At 74.1% G+C, this 14,872-nt stretch carries 14 protein-coding genes; 10 read left to right on the top strand and 4 right to left on the bottom strand.

From position 1 onward, the window contains the following. Positions 1-210 precede the first annotated feature (210 nt). Both CNO22_RS19810 and CNO22_RS19805 read right to left on the bottom strand, forming a co-directional pair. Complete coding sequence (locus CNO22_RS19810; protein ID WP_100500987.1) at positions 211-2,301, bottom strand: elongation factor G-like protein EF-G2; 2,091 nt, start codon at positions 2,299-2,301, stop codon at positions 211-213. A 5-nt stretch (positions 2,302-2,306) separates the two neighbouring features. Beyond that, the gene (locus CNO22_RS19805) at positions 2,307-2,504 is read right to left on the bottom strand and encodes a DUF1918 domain-containing protein (RefSeq protein ID WP_100500986.1); all 198 of its coding nucleotides are present in this window, start codon (positions 2,502-2,504) and stop codon (positions 2,307-2,309) included. A gap of 125 nt (positions 2,505-2,629) precedes the next feature. Here CNO22_RS19805 and CNO22_RS19800 point away from each other — a divergent pair, with 125 nt between their 5' ends. Continuing rightward, the gene (locus CNO22_RS19800) at positions 2,630-2,833 is read left to right on the top strand and encodes a hypothetical protein (RefSeq protein WP_100500990.1); all 204 of its coding nucleotides are present in this window, start codon (positions 2,630-2,632) and stop codon (positions 2,831-2,833) included. A gap of 498 nt (positions 2,834-3,331) precedes the next feature. Beyond that, positions 3,332-3,592: a hypothetical protein gene (locus tag CNO22_RS19795; RefSeq protein ID WP_157937028.1), complete on the top strand. Its 261-nt coding sequence runs from the start codon at positions 3,332-3,334 to the stop codon at positions 3,590-3,592. Between the two features lie 115 nt (positions 3,593-3,707). Here CNO22_RS19795 and CNO22_RS19790 read toward each other — a convergent pair whose 3' ends face one another. Together CNO22_RS19790 and CNO22_RS19785 are read right to left on the bottom strand one after the other, a co-directional pair. Continuing rightward, positions 3,708-3,950 carry a hypothetical protein gene (locus CNO22_RS19790; RefSeq protein WP_100500984.1) on the bottom strand — a complete coding sequence of 81 codons (243 nt, stop codon included), beginning with the start codon at positions 3,948-3,950 and terminating at the stop codon, positions 3,708-3,710. 209 nt (positions 3,951-4,159) lie between these two features. Next, the gene (locus CNO22_RS19785; RefSeq protein ID WP_100500983.1) at positions 4,160-4,888 is read right to left on the bottom strand and encodes a GntR family transcriptional regulator; all 729 of its coding nucleotides are present in this window, start codon (positions 4,886-4,888) and stop codon (positions 4,160-4,162) included. Positions 4,889-5,112: 224 nt separating this feature from the next. On the opposite strand from CNO22_RS19785, the gene iolC reads away from it, so the two are divergent. The 8 genes from iolC to CNO22_RS19745 all read left to right on the top strand — a co-directional run bounded on the left by iolC (position 5,113) and on the right by CNO22_RS19745 (position 14,540). Further along, entirely contained in the window at positions 5,113-6,075 is a 963-nt protein-coding gene (iolC, locus tag CNO22_RS19780) for a 5-dehydro-2-deoxygluconokinase (RefSeq protein ID WP_198588458.1), read from the top strand. After that, positions 6,068-7,006 carry a class I fructose-bisphosphate aldolase gene (locus CNO22_RS19775; protein ID WP_198588457.1) on the top strand — a complete coding sequence of 313 codons (939 nt, stop codon included), beginning with the start codon at positions 6,068-6,070 and terminating at the stop codon, positions 7,004-7,006. The genes iolC and CNO22_RS19775 overlap by 8 nt, the downstream gene beginning before the upstream one ends. 77 nt (positions 7,007-7,083) lie before the next feature. Further along, positions 7,084-7,995: a 5-deoxy-glucuronate isomerase gene (iolB, locus tag CNO22_RS19770; protein ID WP_100500981.1), complete on the top strand. Its 912-nt coding sequence runs from the start codon at positions 7,084-7,086 to the stop codon at positions 7,993-7,995. Further along, complete coding sequence (iolD, locus tag CNO22_RS19765) at positions 7,992-9,962, top strand: 3D-(3,5/4)-trihydroxycyclohexane-1,2-dione acylhydrolase (decyclizing) (protein WP_232807188.1); 1,971 nt, start codon at positions 7,992-7,994, stop codon at positions 9,960-9,962. The genes iolB and iolD overlap by 4 nt, the downstream gene beginning before the upstream one ends. Before the next feature lie 31 nt (positions 9,963-9,993). Then, positions 9,994-10,980 (top strand): sugar phosphate isomerase/epimerase family protein, encoded by a 987-nt coding sequence (locus CNO22_RS19760; protein WP_100500980.1) that lies wholly within the window; start codon positions 9,994-9,996, stop codon positions 10,978-10,980. Continuing rightward, positions 10,977-12,065, top strand: a complete 1,089-nt coding sequence (locus CNO22_RS19755) for a Gfo/Idh/MocA family protein (protein WP_100500979.1) — start codon at positions 10,977-10,979, stop codon at positions 12,063-12,065. Before CNO22_RS19760 ends, CNO22_RS19755 begins: the two co-directional genes overlap by 4 nt. Continuing rightward, positions 12,062-13,018, top strand: coding sequence for a sugar phosphate isomerase/epimerase family protein (locus tag CNO22_RS19750; protein ID WP_100500978.1), 957 nt, complete (start codon positions 12,062-12,064; stop codon positions 13,016-13,018). Before CNO22_RS19755 ends, CNO22_RS19750 begins: the two co-directional genes overlap by 4 nt. A 28-nt stretch (positions 13,019-13,046) precedes the next feature. Beyond that, complete coding sequence (locus CNO22_RS19745; RefSeq protein ID WP_100500977.1) at positions 13,047-14,540, top strand: CoA-acylating methylmalonate-semialdehyde dehydrogenase; 1,494 nt, start codon at positions 13,047-13,049, stop codon at positions 14,538-14,540. The last annotated feature ends 332 nt before the right edge of the window (positions 14,541-14,872 follow it).

Below are 14,872 nucleotides of genomic sequence, written 5' to 3'. Positions count from 1 at the left end.
ATACATTTTATTTTTTTTTGTTAAGCAGAATACGTCATACGAGTTCTAGTACGGTGTTTTTGTTTTGTAGAGGTGGATACGGCACACGCCGTCTGGTCCGCTGTAGTGGGCGTGGAGACGGGTGTGCAGCCGCGCAGCGAGGCGGGGGCGTACTCCGCCGGGCGCGGCGACAGGCAGGACCCGACCACGGTGGGGGGAGGAAGTCCTCTTTCAGGCCGGGACGGCGGTCAGCGACGCCGGCGCCGGCTCGTGGCCCATCGGCCGCCGGGTGAAGCTGCCCGTGCCGTGGGACACCGAACGCAGCGCCCCGGCGTAGCTGAGCAGCTCGACCTCGGGCACCTCGGCGCGCACCGTCGTCCGGTCGCGCTCGGGGTCGGCGTCGCTGCCGGTGACCCGGGCCCGCCGTGCGGACAGGTCGCTCATCACCGCACCGACGTACTCCCCCGGCACCACCACCTCCACCTCGCACCACGGCTCGAGCACCCGGGTGCCGGCCGCCGCGGCGGCCTCGCGCAGCGCGAGCGCGCCGGCGGCCTGGAAGGCCGCGTCGGAGGAGTCGACCGAGTGCGCCTTGCCGTCGACCAGGGTCACGTGCACGTCGACGATCGGGCGGTCGCCGGAGATGCCGCGCTCGGCCTGGGCCCGGATGCCCTTCTCCACGCTGCCGTGGAACTGGCTGGGCACGGTGCCACCGACGATGCGCTGCTCGAAGACGATGCCGGAGCCGGGCGGCCCGGGCTCGGCCTCGATGACGACGATCGCGTACTGGCCGTGCCCGCCGGACTGCTTGACGTGCCGGCCGGTGACCCGCGCCGACCCGGCGAGGGTCTCCACCATCGGCACCCGCACCGGCACCGTGGTGACCGCGACGCCGTGCCGGGTGCGCAGCCGCTCCAACAGCACCTCGGCGTGCGCCTCGCCGACGCACCACAGCAGCAGCTGCCCGGTGTCGGGACGGCGCTCCAGCCGCACGGTCGGGTCCTCGGCGACCAACCGGGACAGCGCCGTGGCGAGCCGGTCCTCGTCGGCCCGGGACGCCGCCTCGACGGCCACGGGCAGCTGCGGGGTGGGCAGGTCCCACGGTGGGACGAGGCGCGAGTCGTCGGGCGAGGAGAGGGTGTCGCCGGTCTCGGCCGTGGTCAGCCGGGCCACCGCGCAGATGTCCCCGGCCGGGCAGGCGGCGACCGGGCGCAGCGTCGGCCCCAGCGGGGAGGAGACCGCGCCGATCCGCTCGTCGGCGTCGTGGTCGGGGTGGCCGCGGTCGGCCATGCCGTGCCCGGAGACGTGCACCGGGGTGTCCGGGTGCAGGGTGCCGGAGAACACCCGTACCAGCGAGACACGGCCCAGGTAGGGGTCGGTGGTCGTCTTGACCACCTCGGCGACCAGCGGGCCGTCCGGATCGCAGGACAGCGCGGGCGCCGGCGAGCCGTCGGGGTGGGTGATCGGCGGGCAGCCGTGCTCCATGGGGCACGGGAAGGCCGAGACCAGCAGGTCGAGCAGCTCGGCGACACCGACGCCGGTCAGCGGGGAGACGGCGAGGACCGGGTGGAAGTGGCCGCGGGCGACCGCGGTCTCCAGGTCGCTGACCAGGTCGGCGACGGAGAGCTCCTCGCCGCCGAGGTAGCGGTCCATGAGGGTCTCGTCCTCGCTCTCGCCGATGATCCCCTCGATCAGCTCGGCGCGGAGCCGGTCCGCCTCCGGTTCCCCCTCCCGCCCGAGCACGGCGCCCGGGTGCGGCTCGAGCAGCGAGCACAGGCCGGTGACCGCGCCGTCCGGCCCGCGCTGCAGCAGGTGCAGCGGCAGCACGCCGTCCCCGAGCATCACGCGGCACGAGCGCACCGCGTCGTCGACGTCGGCGCGGGGCCGGTCGAGCTGGGTGATCACGACGGCGCGCGGCATGCCGACGGCCGCGCACTCCTCCCACAGCTGCACCGTGGTGGCGTCGACGCCGCCGACGGCGGAGACGACGAAGAGCGCGGCGTCGGCCGCGCGCAGGCCGGCCCGCAGCTCGCCGACGAAGTCCGGGGAGCCGGGGGTGTCCAGCAGGGTGATGCGGTGCCCGGCGTGCTCGACGGTGGCCACGCCGAGCGACATCGAGCGCTGCTGGCGAACCTCCACCTCCTCGCTGTCGAGGCAGGTGGTGCCGTCCTCGACCCGCCCGGCGCGGGCCAGGGCGCCGGTGGCGACCAGCAGCGCCTCGGCGAGGGTGGTCTTGCCCGCGGCCGCGTGACCCACCAGGGCCACGTTGCGGACCTGCTCGGCCGGCCGCGGGCCTGGTGCGGCGACGGTCTCCTTGGCCACGCCGCTCAGCCGTTCGCCGGCTCGGGGACCACGGTGCAGGTGCCCGCCGGATAGAAGACGCCGGTGTGCCCGTCGGGGTCCCACCGGACGACGTAGGGCGGACCGCCGCCCTCTCCACGGACCTCGAGCACCCTGCCGGTGCGCTCGGGCTCTCCCTGGTGGGTCGACCGGACGACGATCCGGTCCCCGACGCGTGCTTCCACGACGACCTCCTGGCGGCTGCCCCCATACGTGTGCTGTGGGTCACAGCCTGCTCCGTGCGGCGGGGCCGATCAAGGGACCCGGGCCCGTCGGCCGGGCTCGACACACGGCGGCCATGCTGGGGGTCATGACCAACCCCGCACACGCCGCCGGCCGCGACCAGGAGAGCGAGCGGGCGCACGCCGTCCCCCGGGAGGCCGCCGACGGGCCGCCGCCGTGGGTGGCCGTCTGCGGGTCCCCGGTCGCCGTCGTGCAGGGCAGCTGGGCCGGGCGGCGCGGCCTGGGTTCGGCGGCGCCGTGCCCGGAGTGCGCGCGTCGCGCGCCCGGGTGACGTCTTCCCGCTGGTGCGGGTTCGCGGTGGTCGCCTTTGTAGCGGCCAGTTGGGGATAACGGTCGTTCGGACGTCGCCGGCCGGTGTCCCCGTGGAGACTGCTCCCCCTGCCCCGCATGGTGGGCAGCGGGAGAGCCTCCACGGACAACAGGTCCGTGCGCACGATCAGCCCCTGCCCCGCATCGTGGGCAGCGGGAGAGCGTCCGCGGGTCGTCGGTGGTCCGCCAGCCCGAACCGGCGCCTCACGGCGACACCGAGCGCGCGTCGCCGAGCGGGGTCACGAGGGCGGGAGCGCGCCCGGCTGGGTGGCCGACGCGATCTCATGGCAGGTGCACCCGCTGGGGCTTCGTGGGCGCGGAGCGGGTGGCCCTGCCCGGCGGCCCCAGCCCGGGTTGCCGAGGCGGACACAGCGGGTGTCGACTGTCCGCGGCCCGCCGGGGCGCCACCGCCCGCATGCCAGCGCCGGGCGGCACCCGCGGCGCGCCGGGAGGACGGGACGTGGCACATCGACCGAGAGGCGGACTCCAGGAGGAGTTGCTCCGCCTGCTGCAGCCGCCGGTGCCCCGGCGGACGGAGCTGGTCAGCGAGCGGGTCGCCCCCACGCTGGCCGACATCGGCGACGCCATGGCCGGCCGGGGGGCCGACGAGGTCCTCGCGGCGCTCGACGCCGCGATCCGGGACGCCGGCGGGACCCCCGACCCGGCGGCACTGCGGGAGTTCGCCGCGCAGATCGAGGCCGGCGAGAACCCCTTCACCTGAGCGGGGCGACCCTCGCGGTGGGCCCCTGCGGAGCGTCTCGGGCCTGCGGAGGAGACGAGGACGGGCGAGCCCCCTGCAGGGCCCACCGCGAGCGGCGGGCGCAGGGGGTCCTGACTCAGGACGCGCGGAAGAGGTCCCGGCGGGCCTGGTCGACGAGGACGGCGGCGGCCGCACTGTCGGCGTCCCCGCGGCCGGCGATCAGGGCGGCGAGGTCGTCCCGGTCGCTGACGGTGGCGTAGTCGGCGAGCTCACGCTCCAGTGCGCGGCGGGCGCGCCGGTCGGCCCGGCGGCGGCGCAGCGAGCCCAGGAACCCGAGGTCGGGCGTGGTGGCGGCGATGGCGAAAGCGGTGCCCTGCATGGCGGTCTCCGTGGGATCGGACGTTCTTCTCCTCTCCCATGGTCCGCCCGAGGCCTTGGCAGATGTCGCCGGAACACTGTGAGTGTCCCCACCGCGGGTGAGCAGATGTGGCCGTCACCACGGCCCGCTCGAGCCGGGACGAGACACAGGTCATGCCGAAGGCCCTCGCGCGGGCGCGGGCGGGCCCAGCGGCTCGGCGACTCGGTGACTCAGCGGCCGACGAGCGTGGTCTCGAAGTCGTAGCGCGAGGCGCGGTAGACGTGCCGGCCGTACTCGACGGCCACACCCTGGTCGTCGAAGGCGGTGCGCTGCATGGTGAGCAGCGCCGCGCGCGGCGGCTCCTCGAGCAGCCGGGCCTCGTCGGCGCGGGCCAGCCGCGCGCCGATGCGCTGGTGGGCGACCCGCAGGTGCACGCCCTGGGCCCGGAGGTACTGGTACAGGCCGCGCTCGGTCAGGTCCTGGATGGTCGGCTCGAACCGGCCCGGCAGGTGGTTGGTGAGCAGCGCCAGCGGCTCCCCCCGCGAGCGGCGCAGCCGCCGCACCACCACGATCTCGTCCTCCTCGGCCACGTCGAGCTCCTTGGCCACGTCGGCCGAGGCCGGCACCCGCTCCAGGGACAGGACCTCCGTCGTCGGCCCCTCGCCGGAGCGGGAGAGGTCGTCGTAGAGGCTGGTGAGCTCGACGGAACGGCGCACGTGCGGCTGGATGACCTGGGTGCCCACCCCGCGCTTGCGGACCAGCAGGCCCTTGTCGACCAGCTCCTGCACCGCCCGCCGCACGGTCGGCCGCGACAGGCCGTAGCGCTGGGCCAGCAGGATCTCGTTCTCCAGACGGGAGCCGGCCGGCAGGTCGCCGCCGGCGATCGCGCCCTCGAGGGCCTGGGCCAGCTGGAAGTACAGCGGCGTGGGACTGGAGCGGTCCAGGTCGATCGTCAGCACAGGGGCCTCCTCGGTGCGGCGCCACGGGGGCTCGGCCGGCGATCCGGCGGCTCCGCGCGCCCATGATCGCACCTCAGGACGTCTTGTCGTCCTCACCTCTTCGGGGGGCCACCGTCCGTCAGACGTCCTGTTGGCCTTATGTCCTAACAAAGTCTTGACACGTCGTTGTGTCGCGGAGCACAGTCCCAGGGGCAGCCCGACGACGAGCAGGGGGACGGAGCACCGTGGCAGGAACCCTCGAGATGGTGGTGATGGGCCGCAGCGGCGTCGACGTCTACCCGCTGCAGGTCGGCGTCGGACTGGAGGACGTCGAGACGTTCGGGAAGTTCCTCGGCGGCAGCGCGGCGAACGTCGCGGTCGCCGCGGCCCGGCTCGGCCACTCCAGCGCCCTCGTGACCGGGGTCGGCGACGACCCGTTCGGTCGCTTCGTCCGCCGCGCGCTGCGCGACCTGGGCGTCGACGACCGGTTCGTGGTCGTCGACCCGGCGCACCCGACGCCGGTGACGTTCTGCGAGATCTTCCCGCCCGACGACTTCCCGCTGTACTTCTACCGGCGGCCCACCGCCCCGGACCTCCAGATCCGCCCCGAGGACCTGGACACCGCGGCCATCCGGGACGCCGGCCTGTTCTGGGCGACGGTCACCGGCCTGTCGGAGGAGCCCAGCCGGTCGGCCCACCACGCCGCGTGGGAGGCCCGGGGACGGCGCCGGCACACCGTGCTCGACCTGGACTACCGGCCGGTGTTCTGGGCCTCGCGGGAGGAGGCCACCGAGCAGGTGCGCGCCGCCCTCCCCCACGTGACCGTCGCCGTCGGCAACCGCGAGGAGTGCGAGGTCGCCGTCGGCGAGACCGACCCGGACCGGGCCGCCGACGCGCTGCTCGACGCCGGGGTGGAGCTCGCCATCGTCAAGCAGGGCCCGCGCGGGGTCCTCGGCAAGACCCGCACCGAGCGGGTCGTCGTCCCGCCCACCCCGGTCGAGGTCGTCAACGGCCTCGGCGCGGGCGACGCGTTCGGCGGCTCGCTGTGCCACGGCCTGCTCACCGGGCTCCCGCTCGAGCAGCTGCTGCGCAACGCCAACGCGGCCGGGGCGATCGTCGCCTCCCGGCTGGAGTGCTCCACCGCCATGCCGACCGCCGCCGAGATCGACGCCTCCGTCACTGCCTCCCTGGAGGGGACCCGTGTCTGACACCGCCCTGTCCCCCGCCGAGCTCTCTGCCGCCGAGACGCTGGGCGCCCCGCCGGTCTGCACCTCGTACGCCGAGGTCACCGAGGTCCGCAGCCGGGACCCGCAGGCCATCCGCCGGGCCCTGGCCGCGCGCCACCGGCGGCCGGCCTTCCTCCCCGAGGACGGGCGCCTCATGCTGGTCGCCGCCGACCACCCCGCCCGTGGCGCGCTGGCGGCCCAGGGGCGGCCGACGGCGATGAACAGCCGCACCGACATGCTCGACCGGCTGCGCGCCGCGCTGGCCCGTCCGGGCGTGGACGGCCTGCTGGCCACCGCCGACATCGCCGAGGACCTGCTGCTGCTCGGCGCGCTCGAGGGCAAGGTCGTCGTGGCCTCGATGAACCGCGGCGGCCTGGCCGGGGCCAGCTTCGAACTCGACGACCGGATGACCGGCTACGACGTCGCCGGCGTGGTGGAGGCCCGCTTCGACGCGGCCAAGATGCTCAACCGGATCGACCTCGACGACCCCGGCACGGTGCAGATGCTGGAGACCGCCGGCCGGGCGGTCACCGACCTGGCCCGCGCCGGCGTCATCGCGATGCTCGAGCCCTTCCTGTCCCGGCGGGTCGACGGCCGGGTCAGCAACGACCTCAGCCCGGACGCGGTCATCAAGTCGATGCACATCGCGCAGGGCCTGGGCGCCACCTCGGCCTACACCTGGCTCAAGCTGCCGGTGGTCGCGGAGATGGAGCGGGTCATGGACGCCACGACCCTCCCCACGCTGCTGCTCGGCGGGGACCCCTCGCGCCGTCCCGAGGAGACCTTCGCCAGCTGGCGCGACGCCCTCGCCCTGCCCTCCGTGCGCGGCCTGGTCGTCGGCCGCACCCTCCTCTACCCACCGGACGACGACGTCGCCGCCGCCGTGGACACCGCGGTCGCCCTCGTCCACTGAACGTGGCTCCGTCCCGGGTCCCGCCCCGAGCTTGCGAGGGGTGGGCAGGACGGGGTCCTTACCCATGGAGCAGCCGAATGACCGCGACCACCCCCTCGCTGCACCTGCCCGCGGGCAGCGCCGCCGCCGGGCCCTACGCCCTCGAGGTGACCCCGGAGTCCGCCGGGTGGGGGCACTCGAGCCTCCGGGTGCTGGAGCTGCCCGCCGGCGGCAGCCACGTCCTCGACACCGGCCCCGACGAGGTGCTCGTCGTCCCGTTGGAGGGCGGCGTGACCGTCGCGTGCGACGACGAGGTGCTCACCCTCGCCGGGCGCAGCGGCGTCTTCGCCGGGCCGACGGACTTCGCCTACCTCCCCCTCGGGGCCACGGCGACCCTGTCCAGCCGCGGCGGGGGGCGCTTCGCCCTGTGCGGGGCCCGCGCCCGCCGCCGGCTGCCGGTGCGCTACCGCCCCGCCGCGGACGTCCCGGTGGAGCTGCGCGGCGCCGGCCGGTGCAGCCGCCAGGTGAACAACTTCGCCACCGCCGACGTGTTCGAGGCCGACTCCCTCATCGCCTGCGAGGTCATCACGCCCGGCGGCAACTGGTCGTCCTACCCGCCGCACAAGCACGACGAGACCTCCGAGGCGGAGACCGAGCTGGAGGAGGTCTACTACTTCGAGATCGCCCCCGGCCCGGAGGGCCAACCCGGCCTGGCCTACCAGCGGGTCTACGGCACCGCCGAGCGGCCCATCGACGTGCTGGCCGAGGTGCGCGACCGCGACGTCGTCCTCATCCCCCACGGGTGGCACGGGCCGTCGATCGCCGCCCCCGGGCACGACCTCTACTACCTCAACGTCATGGCCGGCCCGGGCCCGGAGCGCGCCTGGCGGATCGTCGACGACCCGCAGCACGCCTGGGTCCGCGGCACCTGGGCCGACGAGCCGGTCGACCCCCGGCTGCCCCTGCACGCCCCTGCCGGCACCTCCCAGAACGGAGCGTCCCGATCGTGAGCCAGCCCCTCCCGCCGCCACCGGCGGCGCCCGAGACGGTGCAACTGACCGTCTCCCAGGCCGTGGTGCGCTTCCTGGCGCAGCAGTACACCGAGCGCGACGGGCAGCGGCAGCGGCTGTTCGCCGGCTGCTTCGGCATCTTCGGTCACGGCAACGTCGCCGGCCTCGGCCAGGCACTGCTGCAGGCCGAGATCGACGCCCCCGGAGCGCTGCCCTACGTGCTCGGCCGCAACGAGCAGGCCGTCGTGCACACCGCCGTCGCCTATGCCCGGGCGAAGGACCGGCTGCAGACCTGGGCGGTCTCCACCAGCGTCGGCCCCGGCTCGACCAACATGCTCACCGGCGCGGCGCTGGCGACGATCAACCGGCTGCCGGTGCTGCTGCTCCCGGCCGACACCTTCGCCACCCGCTCGGCCGGCCCGCTGCTGCAGGAGCTCGAGCGGCCCGACAGCGGCGACGTGACCGTCAACGACGCCTTCCGGCCGGTGTCGCGCTACTTCGACCGCATCTGGCGGCCCGAGCAGCTGCCCGGCGCCCTGCTCGGCGCCATGCGGGTGCTCACCGACCCGGCCGAGACCGGTGCGGTCACCCTCTGCTTCCCGCAGGACGTGCAGGCCGAGGCGTTCGACTGGCCGGTCGAGCTGTTCGTGGAGCGCACCTGGCACGTGGGCCGGCCGCTGCCGGAACCCGCTGCGCTGGCCCGCGCGGTCGAGGTGATCCGCTCGGCCCGGCGGCCGCTGGTCGTCGCCGGCGGCGGGGTCATCTACTCCCAGGCCACCGAGGCGCTCGAGGCCTTCGTGTCGGCCACCGGCATCCCGGTCGGGCAGACCCAGGCCGGCAAGGGCGCGCTGCCCTACGACCACCCGCAGTCGGTGGGGGCCATCGGCTCCACCGGGACGACGGCGGCCAACGCCCTGGCCCGCGAGGCCGACGTCGTCATCGGGATCGGCACCCGGTACCAGGACTTCACCACCGCCTCGCACACCGCGTTCAACGACCCCGGTGTGCGGTTCGTCAACGTGAACGTCGCCGCGATGGACGCCGTCAAGCACGCCGGCGTGGGCGTGCAGGCCGACGCGCGGGAGACGCTGACCGGGCTCACCGAGGCGCTGGCCGGCTGGTCGGTCGACGACGCGTACCGGACCCGGACCGCGGAGCTGGCCGCCGCGTGGGAGGCCACCGTCGAGGCGGCCTACCACCCGGAGGTGCCCAGCGCCGGCGAGGGCGGCCGGCTCACGCAGAACGAGGTCATCGGCATCGTCAACGAGGTCTCCGCCCCGCGGGACGTCGTCGTCTGCGCCGCCGGCTCCATGCCCGGCGACCTGCACAAGATGTGGCGGGTCCGCGACCGCAAGGGCTACCACGTCGAGTACGGCTACTCCTGCATGGGCTACGAGATCCCCGGCGGCATCGGCATCCGGATGGCCAGCCCCGACCGCGACGTGTTCGTGATGATCGGCGACGGCTCCTACCTGATGATGCCGACCGAGCTGGTCACCGCCGTCCAGGAGGGCATCAAGATCGTCGTCGTCCTGGTGCAGAACCACGGCTTCGCCTCGATCGGTGCCCTGTCGGAGTCCCTCGGCTCCCAGCGGTTCGGCACCCGCTACCGCTACCGCTCGGAGTCCGGCCGGCTCGACGGCGACGTGCTGCCGGTCGACCTGGCGGCCAACGCCGCCAGCCTCGGCGTCGACGTCCTCGTCGCCCAGGACGGCCCGAGCTTCGAGGCGGCCCTGCGCAAGGCCAAGGCCGGCGACCGGACGACGGTCGTGCACGTCGAGACCGACCCGCTGGTCGACGCCCCCTCCAGCGAGTCGTGGTGGGACGTGCCGGTCGGGGAGGTCTCGACGCTGACGAGCACCCAGGAGGCCCGCACCGTCTACGAGCGCTGGAAGGCGGTGCAGCGGCCCGCCTACCTCGCGCCGTCCGAGCGCGATGTCCCCCAGCGCGAGGTCCCCCAGTCATGACCCGCACGCCCGCCCACGGAGGAGAGAACAGATGACCGCGCAGCACCCCGCGGCCCCCGCCCCGGCCGCTCCCGAGCCGGGCCGGGCCCGGATCCGGGTCGGGTCGGCCCCCGACTCGTGGGGCGTCTGGTTCCCCGACGACCCGGAACAGGTGCCGTGGCAGCGGTTCCTCGACGAGGTCAGCGCCTGCGGCTACGAGTGGATCGAGCTGGGCCCCTACGGGTACCTGCCCACCGACCCCGCGCAGCTGTCCGACGAACTCGCCGCACGGGGCCTCAAGGTGTCGGCCGGCACCGTGTTCGAGCACCTGCACCGGCCCGACTCCTGGGACGCGGTGTGGAGCCAGGTCAGGGACGTCGCCGCGCTGACCCAGGCCATGGGCGGCACCCACGTGGTGGTCATCCCCGACACCTTCCGCGACCAGAAGACCGGCGCCGACGTCGAGTCCCGCGACCTCACCCCGGAGCAGTGGACGGCGAAGACGACCGGGGTGACGCAGCTGGGGAAGGCGGTGCAGGAGGAGTACGGCCTGTCGATCGCCTTCCACCCGCACGCGGAGACCCACGTGGGCTGGCAGCGCGACATCGAGCGGTTCCTCGCCGACACCGACCCGCAGTACGTGCCGCTGTGCCTGGACACCGGGCACGTCAGCTACTACCGCGGGGACAACCTGGAGCTGATCAACAAGTACCCCGAGCGGATCGGCTACCTGCACCTCAAGCAGGTCGACCCGGCCGTGATCGACCGGGTCCTGGCGGAGGACATCACCTGGGCGGCCGCGGTGCCGATGGGCGCCATGACCGAGCCGCCGAACGGCGTCCCGGCCTACCCGCCGCTGTTCGAGGCGATCGAGGAGCACGGGCTCGACGTCTTCGCGATCGTCGAGCACGACCTGTACCCCTGCCCGCCCGACGTGCCCTTCCCCATCGCCCAGCGCACCCACCGCTACATCGGCAGCTGCGGCTTCCCGTCGCTGGAGCTCGGCCGCCCGAAGAACGCCCCGGAGGCACAGGCATGACCACCGCAGAGACCCGCGCCGGGGCGCTCCCGGACTTCGCCAACGTCCCCGCGCGCGACCTGCGGGTCGCCGTCCTGGGCGTCGGGATGATGGGCGCCGACCACGTGGCCCGCCTCTACAGCCGCATCTCCGGGGCCCAGGTCGTCGCGGTCAGCGACGCGTTCACCGAGAAGGCCGAGCAGGTCGCGGCCACCGTGCCCGGCTGCCGCGTGGTCGGCGACCCGCTGGCCGCGATCGCCGATGACGACGTCGACGCCGTCCTGATCGCCACGCCCGGCCAGTTCCACGAGGAGCAGGTGTTGGCCTGCATCGAGCGCGGCAAGCCGGTGCTCTGCGAGAAGCCGCTGACCATGGAGGCGGACAGCTCGCTGGCCCTGGTGCGGGCCGAGGACGAGTACGCCGCGCGCACCGGACGGCGGCTGGTCCAGGTCGGCTTCATGCGCCGCTTCGACCCCGAGTACGCCGAGTTGAAGGCCCTGATCGACGCGGGCGGGCTCGGCGAGCCGCTGGTCGTGCACTGCGCGCACCGCAACGCCGCCGTCCCGCCGCACTTCACCAGCGAGATGATGGTCAACGACTCGGTGGTGCACGAGGTCGACGTCACCCGGTTCCTGCTCGACGAGGAGATCGCCGCGGTCACCGTGCTGCGGCCGCGGGCGACGCGGCACGCGGTGGCCGGCCAGTCCGACCCGCTGCTCGTGCTGTTCGAGACCACCGGCGGCCGGATGGTCGACGTCGAGTGCTTCGTCAGCACCGGCGTGGGCTACGAGGTGCGCACCGAGGTGGTCGGCGAGGACGGCAGCGCGATGATCGGTCTGGACCAGGGCCTGGTCCGCGCCACGGGCGGGCCGGCCGGGGCGCTGCGCTCGACCGGCATCGCGCCGGACTTCCGGCAGCGCTTCGGCCGGGCCTACGACATCGAGCTGCAGCGCTGGGTCGACGCTGCGCGCCGCGGCGAGGTCGACGGCCCCGGCGCGTGGGACGGGTACGCCGCCCAGGCGGTGTGCGCGGCCGGCGTGGCGGCGCTGCGCAGCGGGCAGCGCACCGAGGTCCGGATGGCGTCGCGGGAGGCGAGCCGGCCATGAGGATCGCCCTGGACCCGCAGATGCTCCGGACGACGCCGCTGCTGGAGCTGCCCGACGTCGTGGCGTCGATGGGCTACGAGTGGATCGAGCTCTCGCCGCGCGAGGACTTCATCCCGTTCTTCAAGCACCCGCGGGTCGACACCGCCACGGTCCGGGCGTTGCGGTCGAAGCTGGCCGACGCCGGCGTCGGGGTCACCTCGCTGCTGCCGGTCATGCGGTGGTCGGGCCCTGGCGAGGTGGAGCGGCAGGCCGCCGTCCGCTACTGGAAGCGGGCCATCGAGATCTGCGTCGAGCTCGGCGTGGACACGATGAACTCCGAGTTCAACGGCCGCCCCGAGGCACCGGAGCTCGCCGAGGCGATGTTCTGGCGGTCGATGGAGGAGCTGCTGCCGGTCTTCGAGCGGGAGGGCGTCAAACTCGCGCTCGAACCGCACCCGGACGACTTCATCGAGTTGGGCCACCCGGCGGTCGACATGATCCGCGGCATCGACTCGCCGTGCGTCAGCTTCCTGTACTGCATGCCGCACACGTTCCACCAGGGCGACGACGCGGCCGGGATCATCGGGCACGCCGGCGACCTGCTCACCCACGTGCACGTCGCCGACTCGATGGACCACACCGCCTCCGACGGGCTGCGCTACATCACCAACCCGCCCGGCAACACCACCCGCGTCCACCAGCACATGGAGCTCGGCCGCGGCGACGTCGACGCCGACGAGGCCTTCGCCGCCCTGGCGGGGATCGGCTTCGACGGCGTCCTCACCACCTGCGTCTTCGGCTGGGACGACCAGGCCCGCGAGTCCGGCATCCGCATGCTCGACGCGATCCGCCGGCTGGTCGGCAAGCACTTCCCCGCCGGGACGCTCCCCGACGCCGACGCGGCCGGGTCCGACGCCGGCACCTCCCGGCCGAACTTCCCGCAGACCCCGCTCCCCGACGACACCGCGCCCTGACGGCGGACCGACCCCCGAGAGAGGCACCATGCCCACGCACATCCCGCACTGGATCGAGGGCGCCCGCCGCGAGGGCGCCAGTGGCCGCACCGGAGAGGTGACCGACTCGGCGACCGGCGAGGTCACCGGCGAGGTCGCGCTGGCGAGCGTCGAGGAGGTCGACGCCGCGGTCGCCGCCGCTTCGGCCGCCTTCCCGGGCTGGCGCGACACCTCGCTGGCCAAGCGCACCGCGGTGCTCTTCCGCTTCCGCGAGCTGCTCAACGCCCGCAAGCCCGAGCTGGCCGCGATCATCACCGCCGAGCACGGCAAGGTCCTCGACGACGCCCTGGGCGAGGTCTCCCGCGGCCAGGAGGTCGTGGAGTACGCCTGCGGCGTGCCCTCGCTGGTCCGCGGCGGCTTCACCGAGAACGCCTCGACCAACGTCGACGTGCACTCGGTGCGCCAGCCGCTGGGGCCGGTCGCGATCATCAGCCCGTTCAACTTCCCGGCGATGGTGCCGATGTGGTTCTTCCCCATCGCGATCGCCACCGGTAACACCGTCGTCCTCAAGCCCAGCGAGCAGGACCCGTCGGCGTCGCTGTGGATGGCCGAGCTGTGGAAGGAGGCCGGGCTGCCCGACGGCGTGTTCAACGTCGTCCAGGGCGACAAGGTCGCCGTCGACCGGCTGCTCGAGCACCCCGACATCCAGTCGGTGTCCTTCGTCGGGTCCACCGCGATCGCCCAGTACGTCTACGAGACCGGCACCCGGCACGGCAAGCGGGTGCAGGCCCTGGGCGGGGCGAAGAACCACATGGTGGTGCTGCCCGACGCCGACCTGGACCTCGCCGCCGACGCCGCGGTGAACTCCGGGTTCGGCTCGGCCGGCGAGCGGTGCATGGCGATCAGCGCCGTGGTCGCCGTCGGCGGGGTGGGCGACGACCTGGTCGCCCGGATCGCCGAGCGCACCCACACGCTGCGCACGGGCGACGGCCGCAAGGGCTGTGACATGGGCCCGCTGATCAGCAAGCGGCACCGCGACCGGGTGGAGTCCTACGTCGAGGCCGGCGAGAAGGAGGGCGCCAAGCTCGTCGTGGACGGCCGCCAGGTGACCCCCGACGGCGCCGAGGACGGCTTCTGGCTCGGCCCGACGCTGGTTGACCACGTCGAGCCGAGCATGAGCGTCTACCAGGACGAGATCTTCGGCCCGGTGCTGTCGGTGCTGCGGGTGGACACCTACGAGCACGCCGTCGAGCTGATCAACCGCAACGAGTACGGCAACGGCACCGCCATCTTCACCAACGACGGCGGCGCCGCCCGGCGCTTCCAGCACGAGGTGCAGGTCGGGATGATCGGCATCAACGTGCCGATCCCGGTGCCGATGGCCTATTACTCCTTCGGTGGGTGGAAGAACAGCCTGTTCGGCGACACGCACGCCCACGGCGCCGAGGGCGTGCACTTCTTCACCCGCGGCAAGGTCATCACCAGCCGCTGGCTGGACCCCAGCCACGGCGGCCTGAACCTGGGCTTCCCGCAGAACACCTGAGCACCACCCACACCGCACCGCGACCATGGCGCGGTGACCGCCGTCCGAGCCTCCGGGGTGGTCACCGCGCCATGGTCGTGTCCGGGGAGTGCCGCGGCAGCCCAGCGCCCCCCTCTCCCCGGGCCGGGCTCGGCCGCAGCTGTCCGCGGCGAGTGCCCGCGCCCGCTGCGGCGGACGCCGCAGAGGAGGCCCACCGGGGTCCCGAGGGGGCCAGGGACGCCGCCCGGGGTGCTGGCCGGTGACCCCCGTGCCCCCGCTGCAGCACTCCGGCGGGTGGCGGGCGTGGCCGGTGGTCGACGGCCGGTCGGTGCTGCTGTCTCTTATACACACTT

Source organism: Geodermatophilus chilensis (assembly GCF_002802985.1).
In the GTDB taxonomy this organism is placed as follows: Bacteria; Actinomycetota; Actinomycetes; order Mycobacteriales; family Geodermatophilaceae; genus Geodermatophilus; species Geodermatophilus chilensis.
This window is presented reverse-complemented; position numbering and strand designations above follow the sequence as displayed.